Origin of the sequence: Diaphorobacter sp. HDW4B, assembly GCF_011305535.1 — a bacterium.
In the GTDB taxonomy this organism is placed as follows: Bacteria; Pseudomonadota; Gammaproteobacteria; order Burkholderiales; family Burkholderiaceae_C; genus Diaphorobacter_A.
Window position 1 is genome coordinate 2,438,456 of sequence record NZ_CP049905.1, and the last position, 15,232, is coordinate 2,453,687.

The window sequence follows — 15,232 nt, forward strand, 5'->3', positions numbered from 1 at the left end:
TTCAACTGAAACCGGAAGGCTGTGGAGCCTCGCCGCGCAACAGCCATTTGCCCAACGCCTGGCGCTTGAGATCCAGCGGATCATGCAAGCTGTGCACGCGGATGTTTCGCCAGTAGCGATCCAGTGCGAGCCCGCCAGCGGTGGCGTTGGCCCCCATCTGATCAAACAGACCACTGGTGATCGCGAGCCCCGCCTGCGCCGAGGCCACACGCGCTTCTGCCATCTCCAGCGCCACGGCTGCGCGCTCCGGTGCGGTCAACGCATCGCCGCGCGCCCATGCGTGCTGCAGCGAAAGCGCCGCGTGGTCTGCAATACGGCGCGCGCCGCGGTAGGCAATCCAGTGCTCTCCGAACCGCAGTTGAATCGTGCTGTCCTGCGTTGCCGAATCGGCTCCGGTTCCGGGCCATGGACGGGCTCGCTGCGTGAGGTGTTCGCGCGCAGCCTCCAGCGCTCCTTCCGTGTTGCCCAGATAGATTTCGGTGAGGATGGCCTGCGCCAGGCACGAGCGCAGCGAATGCCGTGGCAGACGCGGCAGCGGCGGCTGATCGGTCGGCCAACCCAGACGATCAGCAGGCTCCACGGGCGTGCCCTCGAACTGCACGCTTCCGCTGTCGGTCTGACGCTGACCGAAGGCGTCCCAGTCGCCGCCGATGCGCACGCCGTGGCGGTCTGCAGGCACCGCCAGAAACAGGCGCGCTCCATCGATGGCCGGATGCGGCACGTTGACGATCAAGCCTTCCGCATCCACCGAGCCCGAGCAGAAGAAACGCGGACCGACCAACTGGTGTCCGCTCGCCGTGTTTTCGAACAGCAAGCGCACATCACGGTCATTCGTCGCATTGCCCCAGAACCAGCGTTTTTCAACAGTCTTCGTGAGTAGGCTGTGCTGCTGCTCGGGCGTTCCGAACAGCAGCACGGTCGCCACTTGCAGATGTTGAAACGCAAACAGATGCGCAATGGAACTGTCCGCAGCAGCCAGTCTGCGAACGATGCGCAGGATCAGCGGCCATACCTCGCCTTGCCCGCCAAATTCCTTGGGAACGAGCAAGGTGAGCAGGCCGCTTTCACGCAACAGGCGGCGCTGCTCCAGCGCGGTGCCGCCTTGACGGTCGCGTTGTGCTGCGGTGGCGGCGAGCTGCGCGGCGACGGATTCGACCACCTCGGTCCATGCGCCGAAGTCGCGGTTGAAAAGCAGATCGCTGGACGGAACACTCATGCGCCCACTCCTTGCGCAAAGTCCTGCAAGTCACCGTGCACCGGCTTGCCCCCCACCAGCGTGAGCAGCGCGTGGATGTTTGGCAGCGCCTCGTCATCCACCGTCAATGGATCGTCGGACAGCACGGCGATGTCGGCGAACTTGCCCGGCGTGAGCGTTCCCTTGATGTCTTCTTCGAAGCTCAACCACGCCCCATGCGAGGTGATCATTCGCAGCGCATCGATGCGGGAGAGACGTTGATCGGGGCCGATGACTTGTCCACTCGTGCGTTCACGCCGCGTGACGCAGGTCCACACCGCATAGAAAGGGTTCACCGGAATGTTGTCGCTGCCAGCGGAGACCGCAAAGCCGGCCTCGATCAGCGAACGCACGGGCATGTAGTGGTTGCCGTCGTCCGGCTCGTTCAGATGCGGTGCGCCGTTCTTCCAGATCGTGTAGAGCGGATTCGTCGTGATGAACAGCCCCAGACGGCGAATGCGTGCGTAGTCTGCCGGCTCCACATGGCCGATATGCTCGATCACCCAGCGCCGTCCCGCGAGCGGGTAGCGCGCGTCGATGCGCTCGTAGACATCCAGCACATCGGACAAGCGCGTGTTGATCACCGAATGCACCCGCAGATCGTGCTCTGCCGCGTGCTGCGCATAGCGCTCGTAGTCTTGCAGCGGGTTGTTCCACTCCACGAATCCGGCCCAGCCCGTGTTGGGCAGGGCCCTGCGCGATGCAGCCGCCACATCGGGCGCGCCGTTCATGCCGAGGTTGATGCCGCCGATGCGCAGAAAATCATCGCCCAGCCCCTGCCCACGGGCATGCGGCAGCGCGTCGCGCATGGTGATGCGCGCTTCTTCCGGTGTGGACCAAGTGGGGCTCACGCACAGACGCGAACGCATGCTCAGCGCTTGCGCCTGCCACAGCGCGCGATACACGGCGAGCGTTTGCGGTGCGGAGCCGTGACCCTCGTAGATGCTGGTGGTGCCGAACGCGTGGTAGATCGGCAGCGAGCGGCGCAAGCCTTCGAGTCGATCATCGAACGAAAACGCGGGCACGTTGCTCAGCAGATCGAACTCCAGCATCGGGCGCTTGTTGTGCTCGACGATGATGCCCGTGGGCTCGCCCTTCGCATCGAATTCGATCTCGATGCCGCGGCACGTCGGGCAGGTGCCGGGCAGGATGTTGTTGCGCGCCAGCGCCAGCGAATTGAGCGCGCTGAATCCGGGCGGCACGCCCCAGTTTCCGAACAGGCCGGGGATGTAGACGGGATGATCGGGCGCAGCCTGATCCAGCTCCCAACGCGTGGGCATGCGGCCTTCCGCCAGGTTGGACGGGCCGCCGAAGTAGTACGGCCCCTGCCCCACCGGCATGGTGATGATCCATTCGCCCTTGGCGCGATGTGCGGCTTCGCGGCGCACGATGTCGAGCACGTCGTTCACTGTCTTGGCATGCGCGAGCGTGGGCCGCAAGGTCTTGAGCCCCTCGCGCTCCATGTGCGCATGTGCGTCGATGAAGCCCGGCGTGACGGTGCGTCCGGCAAGGTCGATCACCTTGGTGGAAGCGTCGGCCAGCGCGCGAATCTGCGCATCGTCGCCCACCGCCACGATGCGGCCACGCGCAATCGCCAACGCGGTGGCATGCGGCCGCGCAGCATCCATGGTGATGATGTTGCCGCGCACCAGCACGAGTTCGGGAACGGTCACGACGCTCATGCCAGCTTCACCCGGTCTGCGGCCACGGCGCTCAGCGCGCGCGTGTCGATGGCCTGGCGATAGAGCTGACGCAGCTCTGCCGGGTTGGCCTGTGCAAGCTTCTCGGAGATCGCCCACTGGCCGCCAAGCACCAGATCGTCGAGCAGTCGCGGCGCAAGCTGCACGCGCGTCGCATTGCGCGACAAGCCATTGCGGGACGATTCGATCGAGCCACGCGTGCGTGCCGCCAGAATCTGTGCGCCCTTTTCCGCATCGGCGTTCAGCACCTGCTCGGCACCGATCAGCGCGCGTACGGCGGCCTGCAGCACCTCGGGTTTGCTGTCTGCGGTCTGCTCGTTGGTGATGAGCACGAAGTGGCTTTGGAAAACCTTGTCGATGCCCGCAGAAGAAAGCACATGCACGTTGCCCTGGCCTTCGACCTTGGCCGCGTCTTCCGCTGCCCACCAGTCCCATGCAAAGGCGTCGATGCTGCCCTGCGCAAGCGCGGAAATCATCTCCGGCGGGCGCAGGTTCAGCACCGTCACATCCTTGGTCGTGAGGCCGTGCAAACCGAGGTAGCGGTTCACGAAGTAATGTCCCGCCGTGCCGAACATGGTGGCAAATTTCTTGCCGCGCAAATCCTGCGGCTGCACCACACCCTTGTCGCGGCGCGCGGCCACCAGCATCTGCGTGGACGAGTTGGCGAACTCGGCGAACACCTTGACCTTCTGGCCTTGCAGCGCGGCCAGTGCGACCACGCTGTCGGTGGTGGTGGCAAAGTCGGCCTTGCCAGCCAGCGCGGCTTCGGCCGAGAGACGACCCGATGTGAAGCCCAGACTGGTGACGTTCAGGCCTTCCTTGGCCCAGAGCTTTTCTGCGTCGGCCACAAAGGGAACCGCCCAACTGTGGCCTTCACTCGCGGCAAAGACCGCCGGAATCTGCGCGCGCTGTTGGGCCCACGCCCCGGAAGATGCAAGGGCCAGAGCCGATCCGGCGGCAAGAAAGTCGCGACGCTGCATTTGGAAACACTTTCAAAATTTGAAAGCGGCCCAGTCTAGAAAACGCGGTCCATTCAGTCCAAGATGGATTCCGGATATGGATAGTTTCAAAACGCGTTTGAAATGCAGGTATATGCGCGGGCGTGGACAATGCAACGTTCCACGTCTTCACACGATTCATCCACTCAACACCGTGCGTCTCTGGTCTCTTCACCCCCGTTATCTCGATGCCAAAGGGCTGGTCGCGCTGTGGCGCGAGGCGTTGCTGGCGCAGGCTGTGCTGCGCGGCGAAACCAAGGGGTATCGCAACCATCCGCAGCTCGATCGGTTCAAGGTGCTGGCCGATCCGGCTGCTGCGCTCGCGCGTTATCTGCAGGACGTGCATGCCGAAGCGACGCGGCGTGCTTATCGTTTTGACGGCAGCAAGATTCACGCAGCCGATGCGAATGCAGTCATCGCGGTGGCGAGCGGGCAGTTGGAATACGAGTGGGAGCATCTGCGCAAAAAATTGCAGACGCGCAGCCCTGCGGACTTTGAAAAGATCGCACTGCTGAGCGGGCCTGAGCTGCATCCAATGTTCCGCCTTCAGCCGGGGCCGATTGCGGATTGGGAACGGCCCTAAAACGGTTCTGAAATGGTTCTGAAATGGTTCTGAAATGGTTCTGAAATGGTCCTGAAAAAGCAAAAGGGCTCCGGTCTTGCGACGGAGCCCCTGGCGTTGGCGAGCAGTCGATGAATCAGGCGGCGGCCGGGCGCACTGTTCGAGCGGCGACACCCGCACCAACGAACCCTGCCGAGACCACGCCCAGTGCCAGCGCGGCGGCCGAGCCGAAGAAGATGCCGGGCACCATGTTCGCATCGAGCAACGCGCCGAACACCGGAGCGGACACGCAGAAGCCCAGATCCAGCCCCGAGTACACCGTGCCGTAGACGCGGCCGGTAGCGCCCGGAGGAGCGGCGCGCTTGATCAGCATGTCGCGCGATGGACCGGCGATGCCGATGCCCATGCCTGCGAGCGAGGTGACCACCAGCGCGGCCATGCCGGGCAAGACGCCTGTGCCCACGAGCGCGAGCATCGCGGCGGCGGCGAGCAGGCACAGCGAGATGGTTTTTTCCAGACGCTGCACGCGCGCGACGAGAAAGCCGCCGATCACCATGCCAACAGCACCGCACAGCATGTAGCCGGTGACGACCAATGCCGTGACCGACACTGGTGTGCCGTAGAGCTTGTGCAGCGCAGGACTGGCGAAGCTCTGGATGGCCGAGAGCGAGCAGGTGCTCCAGAAAAAGAACGAGAAGCACAGCCACACCGATGGCAGTTTGAGGAAGGCCATGGGGTGTTCCTGCACCGCGGCTGCGCCGCCCTTCGCAGCGGCTGGCTGGTTGGACCAGGAGCCCTTGCGGTCATCGAGCGAATCGCGGTTGATCACCATGATCATCAGGATGACGAACGCCAGCGCCGCGCCGCTCAGGCAGGCCGTGCGCCACGAGCCTGTGGCCGTGGCGATGCCGGCCATGAACACAGGCGCGGTGGCCCAGCCCAGGTTTCCAGAGATGCCATGCACCGCAAAGCCGTGGCCAAGGCGCTTGGCCGACACGCGCTTGTTGAGGATAGTGAAGTCCACCGGATGGAATGGCGCGTTGCCCATGCCCGCGAGCAGCGAGGCGAGGATCAGCGATGCATAGCCGCTGGCCGTGCCCGCAACCAAGCCAGCCGCGATGAAGCAGGACAGCGCGAAGAACAGCACCGGGCGCGCACCCACGCGGTCGACGATGAAGCCCGAGAGCATCTGCCCGACGCCGGAGACCACGAAGAACACCGACACCAGCAGGCCGAGCTGTGAATAACTGAAGCCGAACTCCGCGATCAGGAACGGAAACAGCGGCGGCAGCAGCATATGGAAGAAGTGCGAGGAGCCGTGCGCCAGTCCGATCAGGCCGATGGTTCGCGCGTCCTGCCGGAAGTTGTCCGGCGGCGACGTGGAAGGTGTGGATGTTGTAGTGGTCATGGGGCCGATGTTAGGCCGAATGCCTTTCGTCCGATATACGATAGTCTGCCAACTTCTATCGAGATCATGCCAACAGACACCGCCACCGGGGCGTTGCGCGAGACGCCCACCAGACGCATTCCGCGCGAGCTTTCGTATGTGGAGTCCGCCACGCCCGAGCTGTTTCTGCCCACGCGCCAGCGCCCCGTACGCGTGAAGTACCGACGCCTGCGCGCGGACACGCAGATCAAGCCGCACAGCCATGCGTGGGCACAGGTGGCGATCTCGACGTCCGGCGTGATCCGCCTTGATGTGCCGACCGGCACCTACCTCGTTCCACCCTCGCGCGCGCTGTGGATTCCGCCTGGTGTGGAGCACGCGGTGACAATGGTGGAGGATGCCGATCTGCGCACGCTGTACTTCCATCAGCCCGTGGGCCGCTGCGGTCCCGGTGTGGCTCGGCACGATGAAGATGCATGGCGGCAGTGCCGCGTGCTGGAGGTGTCGGACCTGCTGCGCGCGCTGGTGCGCGAGATGCCCACGGTGTCGAATGCCGGTCCCGCACTGTCACCGGAAGAACTCGCGCGCGAGAAGCATTTGAGCGCGTTGATCCTCGATGAAATGCGCCGCGCGAATCCCGTACGCATCGGTGTCGATCTGCCGCACGACAAGCGCCTACGGAATCTGTGCGAGGCGGTGATCGCCGATCCCACGCGCCACGAAACGCTGGAGGAATGGGCGCGTGACACAGGTGCGAGCCCGCGCACGGTGGCGCGCCTGTTCCGTCATGAACTGGGCAGCACGTTCACGCAATGGCGTCAGCAGGTGGTGCTCGCCAAGGCACTGTCGATGGCCGCATCGCGCATGCCGGTAGCGCACATCGCAACCGAGTTGGGCTACAGCCCCAGTGCGTTCAGCGCGATGGTGCGCAAGTCGGTGGGGCAGTCACCGGGGCAGTTCTTCGGCTCGCAATGAACCTGTTCGCGCAAGGCGCTACAAGGTGCGTGCGAGGGCTTCGAGCTGGTCCGCGCAGATGCCCCAGCCGGTGTGAAAGCCCATGTCCTCGTGGGTCTTGCGATCCTGCTCGTTCCAGTGCCGCGCGATGGCGGTGTAGCGGGTCTGATCGCCGACGGGCTCGAAGTTCACGATGGCCGTCATGAACGGCTTGTCGGCTGGAACCCAGCCCGCACGGTAGGCGTCGGTGAACACCAGTCTGCGGTTGGGAACGACTTCGAGATACACGCCGTCGTTGGGTACTTCCTGACCCTCGGGGCTGCGCATGACGACGAGGCAACGCCCGCCGGGTCGCAGGTCCGACTCGACACGCGCCACGCTCCACGGCGCGGGCACGAACCATTGCACGAGGAGTGCGGGATCGGTCCAACAGCGAAACAACTTGTCGGCAGGCGCGGCCAGCAGGCGCGTGAGCACCAGATCGTTGATGTGCGATGGTTGTGCCGACGATTCGCCGTCGTCCTTGGATGTGGGATCGAACATGGCTTGTCTCCTTGTGCCGGGTTGCAATGAGGTCGTAGAGATCCCCCCGTGCCGCGAACCCAGCGTGTTCATTTCATCGAGTGCAGGCCGAAGCAATTGCCCTCAGTATCCATCATCAGCGCGCAAAAGCCATAGGGACCAATGGAAAACTTGGCCTTGTGGATCTGCCCACCCGCGCCCTCGACGCGAGCCTGTTCGACCGCGCAGTCGTCGCACGCAAAGTACACCAGCGTGCCGCCTCCACCCGAAGGAACGCCGTCCATCTTCACCAGCATGCCACCCGCGCCGGGGCCGTGGGGATCGCCTGGAAAGGCGAGCATCTCGAAGCCCGACGCATCCCCTTCAGGGGGCTGCATGGGCTCCAGCTTTTTCTGCAACACGGACTCGTAGAACGTGCGGGCACGGGCCATGTCCTGCACATAGATTTCAAACCAGACAACAGGGTTGTGTACAGCTGACATGGGGGGCCTCCTTCAAGCCGGAACGAACACGTTGAGCATCCACGGCGTGCCGAAGCGATCGGTCACCATGCCGAAGCCCGGCGACCAGAAGGTCTTGTCGAACGGCATGGACACCTTGCCGCCTTCCGCGAAGGCATTGAAGATGCGACGGCCTTCATCCACGGTATCCACACGGATGGAGATGTACATGCCGTGCGGCGCCTGATAGGCCATGCCGCCGCAGGCCTCGGGCATCACGTCGGAGGCCATCAGTTCCTGATCGCCAAACTGCACGAAGGTGTGCATCACGCCGTTCTTGGCGCTCTCGGGCACGGGCGGCATGTCGGGCGATGGTGGCATGTCGCCAAAGCGCATGACGGGGCCTTGCTTGCCGTTGAGCACCTTGGCATAGAAAGCCATGGCCTCCGCGCAGTTGCCGTTGAAGTTGAGATAGGGAATGAATTGCATGCGAGTCTCCTGAAAATGGGATAAACACCGGATGGTTGCGCGACAAGATGAATGGAATGTGAATCAGCGGAAGTCACGCGTCAATCAGCGGCCTTCGTAGGCGGCGAGCAGTTCGGCAAGGTTCAGCTTTTTCATCGCAAACATGGCACGCATGCCGCGATCGATGCCTGTTTGTTCGCCGCTGACCAGCAGGCGCATCCATGGCTCAGGCACGATCTGCCATGAAAGACTGAAGCGATCCTTGAGCCATCCGCATTGCTGCGCCGCCGGGTCGCCGCCTTCGCCCAAGCGGCTCCAGTAGTGGTCGATTTCCTGCTGCGTGTCGCAGTGCACCACCAGCGAGATGGCTTCGTTGAATCGAAAGCTCGGGCCTCCGTTGAGCGCCAGAAAATCCATGCCGTCGAGCTGAAAACTCACCGTGAGCGCGTGGCCGCTGGGCATGTGGTGGAACTCGCGGCCCTCGTCGCTGTAGTGCGTGATGGGGCCGATGCTCGAATGGGGAAACACCGAGGTGTAGAAGCGCGCCGCCTCCTCGCCATTGCGGTCGAACCAGAGGCAGGGCTGTATGCGTTGGAGCTGGGCCATGGTGACACTCCTTCAGGCAACCAGAATCGGCTGGAATCCGCCGTAGATCAGGCGCTTGCCGTCGAACGGCATGTCCTTGGGCATCTGCGGGTCGTCCATCACGGCCTGCATGCCCTTGTCGCGCACGGCCTTGTCGGGCCAGACGACCCACGAGAACACGACGATCTCGCCCTGCTCCAGCTTCACCGCCATGGGCATGGAGGTGAGTTTGCCATCCGGCACATCGTCGGCCCAGCACTCGACCACCGAGAGCGCGCCGTGCTTTTTGAACAGCGCAGCCGCCGCCGTGGCGACCGCCAGATAGCGCTCCCGGTCCTGCGTTTTCACCGGACAGAGGAAGCCGTCAACGTAGTTCTGCAGATTCATGATCTCTGACTCCTTGAGAGAAAGGCATTGAAAGAAAAAATGGAGAACGCCATCAATGTGGACAACGTTCACTTATTCTGCAGACTAAAATGAACACTGTCCACATTTGATTTGTTCGGCTTGGTAAGGCTTTGTTTTCATGCCCCTGCCAACCGGCTCCCGTGCACATGACTGGCCTGCCCACCGATGTTTCCGTTCGACGCTCCTACCACCATGGCGATCTGCGCATGGCGCTGGTGGATGCGGGCATGAAACTTGCGCGCGAAGGCGGGCCGCAGGCCATCGTGCTGCGCGAGGCGACGCGGCGCGCGGGCGTGGCACCGAATGCGGCGTACCGGCATTTCGCCAACCGTGAAGCGCTGTTCGAGGCCGTGCGCATGCAGGTGCTGGCAACCATGGCTCAGACCATCGAAGACCTGCTCGCTCTCGCGCGGCAGATGGCCGAACCGGCTCCGCGCGCAAAGGCCATGCTGGCGGCCGTGGGGCGCGGCTATCTGGAATTCGCGCAGACCGAAACCGGCTGGTTCCGCACCGCGTTTGCGGCCAACGAACTGGAGCGCGATGCGCTCGCCGACCAGAAGCAGCAACTGCAGGCGGACAAGCCTCCGGCAGATCCTTTCGAGCTGCTGTGCGAGGCGCTGGATGCGATGGTCGAAGCGGGCGTGCTGCCCGCCGCGCACCGCCCACAGGCCGAGTATCTGGCCTGGTCCACGGTGCACGGCATGGCCACGCTGATGATCGACGGGCCGCTGCGCCACAGCACGCCCGAGCAACGCGCGGCGCTGGTCGAGCGGCTGCTGCTGATGGTCGAAAAAGGGCTTTGAACGCGGCTCGTCGGCGCGCGGCGTGAACGGCTAGGATGGAGCCAACCGCATCTTCATCCGCAGGCTGCCATGACCACCGAATCCGAGCGCTTTCACACCTACATCCCGAGCGAAGGCCACGGCCTGCCGCACGATCCGTTCAACGCCATCATCGGGCCGCGTCCGATCGGCTGGATGTCCACGAAAAGCAGCGCGGGCGTGCTCAATCTCGCGCCCTACAGCTTCTTCAACGCGTTCAACTACACGCCGCCGATCATCGGCTTTTCCAGCCTCGGCAAGAAGGACACGCTGACCAACATCGAGGAGACCGGCGAGTTCGTCTGGAACCTCGCGACCTATCCGCTCGCCGAGGCCATGAACCAGAGCTGCGCGGCGGTCCCGTTCGAGGTCAACGAGTTCGAGCTGGCCCAGCTCACGCCGCTCGCGTCGCTCAAGGTCGCCCCGCCGCGCGTGGCCGAAAGCCCGGTGACCATGGAGTGCAAATGCACGCAGATCATCCAGCTCCGATGCGCGGACGGCACGAATGCGCCGAGCTGGCTGGTGCTGGGCGAGGTGGTGGCCGTGCACATCGAGCACCGCCTGCTCAAGGACGGCATCTACGACACGGCGGCGGGCCAGCCGATACTGCGTGGCGGTGGCCCTGCGGACTACTTCAAGATCGAGGAAGCTCAGCGCTTTCGCATGTTCCGCCCGCGCTGAGCAGGCAGGCTCTCGTCAAGCGCAGACGGCCTCTTCGGCCATGCTCATGCGCGCGGAAGTGGCGAGGCCTTCGATGCTCCAGCCCTTGCCAAGCAGAATGCGGCGCGTGTTGAGATCGTCCATCAGGCGCTCGTCGTCGACTTCGGTGCCCAGATAGGTCACTGCCTTGTCCTGCAGGTGCACGTAGCCCTGCGCGTAGTCGCGCGCAAGACGGTCCCATAGCGCATGTGCGCCGTCCGACTGGCGCGCGCCCGTCATCAGGCACTGGCCGCCGTCCAGCGCCCAGCGATACACGGCTGTGGCCAGGCCCCGGCGCTGGTACTCCGGCGCGAATTTGGAATGCGGCGCGCGCAGAAAACGGTCGGCGCGCTTGTTGATTTCAATGAGGCGGTTGAAGACCGTGTAGCCCGCGAGTCGCTGCTCCAGCGTGTCTTCGATGTAGACATAGCGCTCACCATCGGCCTCGCGCCAGTGCACGGTGAATCGGGGATCTTCGAGGAGCGAAAGATGCTCGATGCCGTGCATGGAGTCACCGGGGGTGTGGAGCCTGCCATGCAGCGAGTCCAGCTCGCTCTCGATGGCTTCGGGGCCGGTGTGCACATCGATGCGCAACTCGGTCACGAGAGGGGATGCCAGCGGCACCAGCCCCTTGAACGCTCGCAGCGTCCGCGCAGCCTGAGTCAGCTGCGAAAGGGAAAGAGAAGAAAAAGAAACTTTGGAAACGTCAGAAGGGTTGCAGGCGGACGCAGGCAACCACGACGCCCAGAATGGCGGCAGTGAGAGGTGCATGGGAATGAAGATCCGTTGTGAACGGCGGGCATCCTAGGCCAATCGATAGCGTTTGTCGCCCATTTCGCACGTATCCAGTGCGATAAGACCGCGCATCGTGCACGACTGCGCGAAAGGTGCATCCCCGCCTGCGCCGAGCACAAAAAAAGCGGCCCGAAAGCCGCTTTGAATCACCCTGGAAGTGAATCTTGGTGAATCAACGCGACAGCGCGTCCAGCGTCGCCTTGTCCAGACGACCACTTTGGGGCAGTCCCTGGTCCTTCTGGTACGAACGGACCGCGTTCATGGTCTTGGGGCCCATGGAGCCATCGGCCGTCAGGTTGTAGCCCAAACCCACAAGGCGCTCCTGCGCCTCGCGCGTGGACATGGTGGCACCGGCGCGGGTCTGCGACGGAGGCGCAGCGCCATCCACGCTCAGGCGACCGCCGCCACCCAGACCTTGGCCTTGCACGGCCTGGGCCTTGTAGTTGCGCAGTGCCATGACCATCTGGTTGTAGGCATCCATGAACGCAGCTGTCAAAACCTTGCCCTGAGCGGTGTTCTGGTAGCCGCCCAGACTTCCCCCTGCCGCACTGCCGAAAATGCTGCCAAAGCCCGCAAAATCGGTTTTGGAGGCACTTCCTTCGGAAGCCGAGACCTGCACGCCGGAGCGGTTGTCCACCAGCGTCAACATGGCGCTGGCTTCACGGGTCTTCATGCTGCCGCCGATGGCCGCCACAGCCGCACCGCGACCGCCGCCGATCAGGCCGCCCAGCGCACCGCCGATGCCGCCAGCATCGCTGTTCGAGAAGATGATTTCAGGCGACATGGCGTAGTCGGACGCCACCATCTGGCCCTTGCCGAAGTTGCTGCCGCCGCGCATTTCGCCCGAGCCCATGATCTGGCGCTCGCGGTCCATGGCGCGCATGCCTGCTGCGCTGCGCTCGACGACGATGAAACAGTTGGATTGCTGCACCAGCAGGCGCAGCAGATTGGCCGTGGGCGGCAGGCGGTATTCGTTGCGCAGGATCGTGTACCAACCTGCGTCCTGGTTCTCGACCAGAGAGACCGTGCCCAGAGGCGACTGGCAGCGCTCCAGCTGGCTGCTCGCATTGGCAGTGCTGGAGCCGCCTGCAGCGCCCGTCGCCACAGTCTTCGACTCGGAGCTGCCCATCTTCATGTTGGTGGTTTCGCAACCGGTCAGAACGACGGCAGCACATGCGGCTGCGATCAAGGTCCACTGGGTTTTGCGCATCACGGACTCCCCTTCCAATACGCTTGATTGAAGTGCGATTGAGTGGGGGGTCTTGTTCCCGCTCAAAAAAGACAGGAAATAATAGCGCTGACCCTGTCGCGCCGGATGATGCTTACAACTTGTTTCTTTTGGCGTTTTTTACATCAATTTGGCGACGAGTTGCCGCGCAAACGCTCGATCAGGCCGTTGAGCGACTCCAGCGAACCGAACTGGATCGCCACTTCACCCAACTCTTCCATGCGGCCATGGCGCTTGACGCGCTTTTTCACGCGCACCTCCACCTCGGCCGTGAGCAGATCGGAGAGCTCTTCCTCGACGCGTTTCATGTCGCGCGTCTTTTCCTTCTTGGGCTTTTGCGGCTGCAGGTTGAACTCCGCACCCAGCTTCTTGACCAGCGCCTCGGCCTCGCGCACGGAGAGCTTCTTGGCGGCGATCTGGTTGCCAGCAGTGATCTGCGTGGCGCGCTCCAGCGAGAGCAGCGCGCGGGCATGGCCCATGTCGATGTCGCCCGCCATGAGCATGGTCTGCACGGGATCGGCCAGATTCAGCAGACGCAACAGGTTCGATGCGGCACTGCGCGAGCGGCCAACGGCCTGCGCCGCCTGCTCGTGCGTGAGGCCGAATTCGCGAATCAGACGCTGCAGGCCCTGCGCCTCTTCCAACGGGTTGAGGTCTTCGCGCTGGATGTTTTCGATCAGCGCCATGGCGGCTGCGGCCTCGTTGGGCACCTCGCGCACCAGCACCGGCACCTCGTTCAAGCCGGCCAGCTTGGACGCGCGAAAGCGCCGTTCGCCCGCGATGATTTCGTACTTGCCAGCGTTCGGGCCATCGACCAGTTTGCGCACCAGGATGGGCTGCATGATGCCCTGCTGCTTGATGCTCTCGGCCAGCTCATACAGCGCGCCCTCGTCCATGCGCGTGCGCGGCTGGTACATGCCGGGCACCATCTCGGTCAGCGCGAGCTTGCCCACGCCCTGCTCCGGCACGGGGCCTGTGTCCTTGATCGAGACGGCGGCGACCGGCGTCTTGTCGGCCACCTTGGGGCCCAGCAATGCCTCGAGTCCGCGACCAAGGCCCTTGGGTTTCTTCGTGACCATGTGGTTCAGTCCTTCTTTGTCTTGTTCTGTGCGAGCGAATCCAGCAGCGCATGCCCTTCGGGCCAGTCGCCAAGGCCGGATTCGGCATTGATATGTCCGCGCGCCCCCGCATCCACCAGGCGCGAGCCCCAGGCGTCGGCAAGGGCGCGAGCACGCTCGAAAGTGCAATACGGGTCGTTCTGGCTGCCCACCAAAATGCTGGGAAACGGCAATGCGCGCGTGACGATCGGACGCCAGCCATGCAGCGGTCCAGCGGCCAATTCGGGGCGCTCCACGTCTCCGGGAGCAACCAGCAAAGCCGCCTGCACCTTGGCCGTGTTTTGCGAATGGGCGGCCCACCAGGCCGTCAGAATGCAGCCCAGGCTGTGCGCGACCAAGATCACCGGGCCATTGGAATCCACCACGGTTTCTTCCAGCCGCACGCTCCAGTCGCCACGCAGCGGATGCATCCAGTCGTGCTGCTCCACGCGCTGGTAGCCGTACAGGCGCTCCCAGCAGCTTTGCCAGTGTTCCTCACCCGATCCCTGCCAGCCCGGCAGGATCAGCACATTGCTTGCGTTCATTGCTTTGTTCGCCCGGATCACATCTTCTTGATGCGCTTGACCATTTCCTTCGCGAATTCGACGAAGGCCACACTGCCCTTGGCGCTCGCATCGAACACCACGCCCGGCAGGCCATAGCTGGGTGCCTCGGCCAGACGCACATTGCGCGGAATGACGGTGTCGAACACCTTGTCGCCGAAGTGGTCCTTGAGCTGTTCGCTGACCTGGCTTTGCAGCGTGATGCGCGGGTCGTACATCACGCGCAGCAGACCGATGACCTGCAGGTCCGGGTTCAGATTGGCGTGCACCTGCTTGATGGTGTTCACCAGATCGGTCAGCCCTTCGAGTGCGAAGTACTCGCACTGCATCGGCACGACCACGCCATGGGCGCTGCACAGGCCGTTCAGCGTGAGCATCGACAGGCTTGGTGGGCAATCGATCAGCACAAAGTCGAAGTCCTTGTCGACCGCCGCCAGCGCTGCCTTGAGGCGCTTTTCGCGCTGCTCCAGCGTGACCAGTTCGACCTCGGCACCTGCCAGTTCGCGGTTCGCGCCCAGCACCTGGTAGCCGCACTGCTCGGCCTTCACAGCGGCTTCCTTGATGGAAGCGGATTCGAGCAGCACGTCGTACACGCTGAGCTCCAGTGCGCGCTTGTCCACGCCAGAGCCCATGGTGGCATTGCCCTGGGGATCGAGATCCACCAGCAATACGCGCTGACCGATCTTGGCCAAACCCGCAGCAAGGTTCACGGTGGTGGTGGTTTTGCCGACTCCACCCTTCTGATTGGCAATGCAGAAAATCTTGGCCATG

18 protein-coding genes are annotated in these 15,232 nt (G+C 63.7%); 4 read left to right on the top strand and 14 right to left on the bottom strand.

Features of this window, described 5'->3' with window-relative positions; all coding sequences use genetic code 11:
- Nucleotide 1: 1 nt before the first annotated feature.
- The 3 genes from G7048_RS11305 to G7048_RS11315 are packed head-to-tail and all read right to left on the bottom strand — an operon-like array spanning nt 2 to nt 3,914.
- Nucleotides 2-1,216, bottom strand: a complete 1,215-nt coding sequence (locus G7048_RS11305) for an acyl-CoA dehydrogenase family protein (protein ID WP_166068231.1) — start codon at nt 1,214-1,216, stop codon at nt 2-4.
- Complete coding sequence (locus G7048_RS11310; RefSeq protein ID WP_166068232.1) at nt 1,213-2,916, bottom strand: amidohydrolase; 1,704 nt, start codon at nt 2,914-2,916, stop codon at nt 1,213-1,215. The genes G7048_RS11305 and G7048_RS11310 overlap by 4 nt, the downstream gene beginning before the upstream one ends.
- On the bottom strand, nt 2,913-3,914 hold the full coding sequence (locus tag G7048_RS11315) for an ABC transporter substrate-binding protein (RefSeq protein ID WP_166068234.1): 1,002 nt from the start codon (nt 3,912-3,914) through the stop codon (nt 2,913-2,915). The genes G7048_RS11310 and G7048_RS11315 overlap by 4 nt, the downstream gene beginning before the upstream one ends.
- Nucleotides 3,915-4,086: 172 nt before the next feature.
- Here G7048_RS11315 and G7048_RS11320 point away from each other — a divergent pair, with 172 nt between their 5' ends.
- Nucleotides 4,087-4,515 (top strand): pyrimidine dimer DNA glycosylase/endonuclease V, encoded by a 429-nt coding sequence (locus tag G7048_RS11320; protein ID WP_166068235.1) that lies wholly within the window; start codon nt 4,087-4,089, stop codon nt 4,513-4,515.
- Nucleotides 4,516-4,630: 115 nt separating this feature from the next.
- Here the strand turns inward: G7048_RS11320 and G7048_RS11325 are convergent, their stop codons facing one another.
- Nucleotides 4,631-5,902, bottom strand: coding sequence for an MFS transporter (locus G7048_RS11325; protein WP_166068236.1), 1,272 nt, complete (start codon nt 5,900-5,902; stop codon nt 4,631-4,633).
- Between the two features lie 66 nt (nt 5,903-5,968).
- Here G7048_RS11325 and G7048_RS11330 point away from each other — a divergent pair, with 66 nt between their 5' ends.
- Entirely contained in the window at nt 5,969-6,856 is an 888-nt protein-coding gene (locus G7048_RS11330) for a helix-turn-helix domain-containing protein (protein ID WP_166068237.1), read from the top strand.
- An 18-nt stretch (nt 6,857-6,874) separates the two neighbouring features.
- Here G7048_RS11330 and G7048_RS11335 read toward each other — a convergent pair whose 3' ends face one another.
- The 5 genes from G7048_RS11335 to G7048_RS11355 form a co-directional block, all read right to left on the bottom strand.
- On the bottom strand, nt 6,875-7,378 hold the full coding sequence (locus tag G7048_RS11335; protein WP_166068238.1) for an SRPBCC family protein: 504 nt from the start codon (nt 7,376-7,378) through the stop codon (nt 6,875-6,877).
- Nucleotides 7,379-7,446: 68 nt separating this feature from the next.
- Nucleotides 7,447-7,839, bottom strand: a complete 393-nt coding sequence (locus tag G7048_RS11340; protein ID WP_166068239.1) for a VOC family protein — start codon at nt 7,837-7,839, stop codon at nt 7,447-7,449.
- A 12-nt stretch (nt 7,840-7,851) separates the two neighbouring features.
- Nucleotides 7,852-8,286 (bottom strand): VOC family protein, encoded by a 435-nt coding sequence (locus G7048_RS11345; protein ID WP_166068240.1) that lies wholly within the window; start codon nt 8,284-8,286, stop codon nt 7,852-7,854.
- 84 nt (nt 8,287-8,370) lie between these two features.
- Nucleotides 8,371-8,871, bottom strand: a complete 501-nt coding sequence (locus G7048_RS11350) for a VOC family protein (protein ID WP_166068241.1) — start codon at nt 8,869-8,871, stop codon at nt 8,371-8,373.
- 12 nt (nt 8,872-8,883) lie between these two features.
- Nucleotides 8,884-9,237, bottom strand: a complete 354-nt coding sequence (locus G7048_RS11355) for a DUF1428 domain-containing protein (RefSeq protein WP_166068242.1) — start codon at nt 9,235-9,237, stop codon at nt 8,884-8,886.
- Nucleotides 9,238-9,404: 167 nt separating this feature from the next.
- Between G7048_RS11355 and G7048_RS11360 the strand changes: the two genes are divergently transcribed.
- Together G7048_RS11360 and G7048_RS11365 are read left to right on the top strand one after the other, a co-directional pair.
- Nucleotides 9,405-10,061 carry a TetR/AcrR family transcriptional regulator gene (locus G7048_RS11360; protein WP_166068243.1) on the top strand — a complete coding sequence of 219 codons (657 nt, stop codon included), beginning with the start codon at nt 9,405-9,407 and terminating at the stop codon, nt 10,059-10,061.
- Nucleotides 10,062-10,130: 69 nt separating this feature from the next.
- On the top strand, nt 10,131-10,760 hold the full coding sequence (locus tag G7048_RS11365) for a flavin reductase family protein (protein ID WP_166068244.1): 630 nt from the start codon (nt 10,131-10,133) through the stop codon (nt 10,758-10,760).
- 15 nt (nt 10,761-10,775) lie between these two features.
- Here G7048_RS11365 and G7048_RS11370 read toward each other — a convergent pair whose 3' ends face one another.
- The 5 genes from G7048_RS11370 to G7048_RS11390 all read right to left on the bottom strand — a co-directional run bounded on the left by G7048_RS11370 (nt 10,776) and on the right by G7048_RS11390 (nt 15,231).
- The gene (locus G7048_RS11370) at nt 10,776-11,381 is read right to left on the bottom strand and encodes an N-acetyltransferase (protein WP_240933248.1); all 606 of its coding nucleotides are present in this window, start codon (nt 11,379-11,381) and stop codon (nt 10,776-10,778) included.
- 364 nt (nt 11,382-11,745) lie between these two features.
- Complete coding sequence (locus G7048_RS11375) at nt 11,746-12,783, bottom strand: peptidoglycan-binding domain-containing protein (RefSeq protein WP_166068245.1); 1,038 nt, start codon at nt 12,781-12,783, stop codon at nt 11,746-11,748.
- A 143-nt stretch (nt 12,784-12,926) separates the two neighbouring features.
- The gene (locus G7048_RS11380; RefSeq protein ID WP_166068246.1) at nt 12,927-13,880 is read right to left on the bottom strand and encodes a ParB/RepB/Spo0J family partition protein; all 954 of its coding nucleotides are present in this window, start codon (nt 13,878-13,880) and stop codon (nt 12,927-12,929) included.
- A gap of 5 nt (nt 13,881-13,885) precedes the next feature.
- Nucleotides 13,886-14,443: an alpha/beta hydrolase gene (locus G7048_RS11385; RefSeq protein WP_166068247.1), complete on the bottom strand. Its 558-nt coding sequence runs from the start codon at nt 14,441-14,443 to the stop codon at nt 13,886-13,888.
- A gap of 17 nt (nt 14,444-14,460) precedes the next feature.
- Nucleotides 14,461-15,231, bottom strand: a complete 771-nt coding sequence (locus G7048_RS11390; RefSeq protein ID WP_166068248.1) for a ParA family protein — start codon at nt 15,229-15,231, stop codon at nt 14,461-14,463.
- Nucleotide 15,232 lies beyond the last annotated feature (1 nt).